This is a genomic window from Alteromonas sp. McT4-15 (assembly GCF_020515205.1).
Taxonomy (GTDB): Bacteria; Pseudomonadota; Gammaproteobacteria; order Enterobacterales; family Alteromonadaceae; genus Alteromonas.
This window is the reverse complement of the sequence record NZ_JAJALG010000097.1, coordinates 1-1,347: the sequence shown is the minus strand read 5'-3', so window position 1 is coordinate 1,347 and position 1,347 is coordinate 1. Positions and strand designations below refer to the sequence as shown.

The 1,347-nt window shown below is 42.5% G+C and carries 1 protein-coding gene; it reads right to left on the bottom strand.

The annotated features are described in order from the left end of the window. Positions 1-231: 231 nt before the first annotated feature. Positions 232-1,269 (bottom strand): IS110 family transposase, encoded by a 1,038-nt coding sequence (locus LHL20_RS20915; protein ID WP_226434690.1) that lies wholly within the window; start codon positions 1,267-1,269, stop codon positions 232-234. Positions 1,270-1,347 lie beyond the last annotated feature (78 nt).

Genomic DNA, 1,347 nt, shown 5'->3' with positions numbered 1-1,347 from the left:
TCGCTTCGCTTATGTGGACTCCCCCTTTGTCAACAACATTAGCGGTCAATTGAAGAATTAATGCGTGCTTATGTACGAGCTCTAATTGGGAAGCTACTCCAGGCTCTATGATATTTACGCGGACTTGTTGTCAAATCTCGATAGCGAGCTCGAAGCTCTGAGCGAAGCACTGACTAAACAAGCTGATTTTCATCTTTTATTGAGCATTTGTGTTGTTGGCAACAACCTCGATTAAGCGGCCAATAGTTCTGCTTTGTACTCTGTTCCATTCGCTAACATCGCGAATGCCGTTCTAACTGTTTTATTCGCCAATGCGACCGCTGTACAGCGCTTACCCCTACGTTCAACCATCTGCTGGATCCACCTCTCTTTTTTGGTTTTTGCTGGTCGTCTCATTGCCTGATTAACTGCCGACATCGCACCGCTAACTAAACAACTTCGGAGCATATTGTTTTTAACGTACTTGCCCACCGAGCCTAATTTCACTTTACCGCCTGATGAATGCTGAATGGGTGTTAAACCAATACAAGCAGATGCATCGCGACCTTTTTTAAATTGCCCCATCTCTCCACAACCCAGTGCCATGTAAAGGTTCACAGCGTTTAACGGGCCAACACCCTCTAAGGCCTGTAGTGATTTACATGTTTCGTGTTCGTTTGCTGCTTTTTCTATATATAAATCGTACTGCTTTATTGATTCGATACTCCGTTGGAGTTGTTTCCAGCTTGTATTCAGGGCTTGCCTAAAAATCATTGAAAAACCGTTTTCAGCATCTTCCAGAACATTTTCAACAACACCATTTAACCCACCCTGACTGGATGACACACGGATATTAAACTCTAACAATAAGGATTTTATTTGTTGTTGCATTGCGACTTTATGTTTGATGGCCAGCTCTCGCAGACGAACTAAGGTTTGAAGCTCTTGCTGTTCCTTTGACTTACCGTTAATAAACGACACATCTGTGAGTTGCGCGGCCTGCGCAACCGCTAAAGCATCGTTTTTATCTGTTTTTTGGTTTTGTCTCACACTGGCAACAAGTTTTGCTGAAATTAATCGAGCATCATGCCCGTATTCCAATGCTTTTTGCTTCCAATAGTTTGAGGTACTACATGCTTCAAAAACAATTATCATTGGTTTTGACGACGCTAGCCAAGAACCAAATTCTGTCGGTGTCATTGCCAGATTAGACTGCACCTTGTTGCGTTTGCAAACGCAAACCTGAATTTCTTCTTTCGCTAAATCAACACCTGTGGTTATATTGTGCATGTTGGACTCCATAATATTTTTTGTGTGAGAACTAAAATATTAACCCAGCTCAATGAGTTGGGGGAGTCCAATTATCTC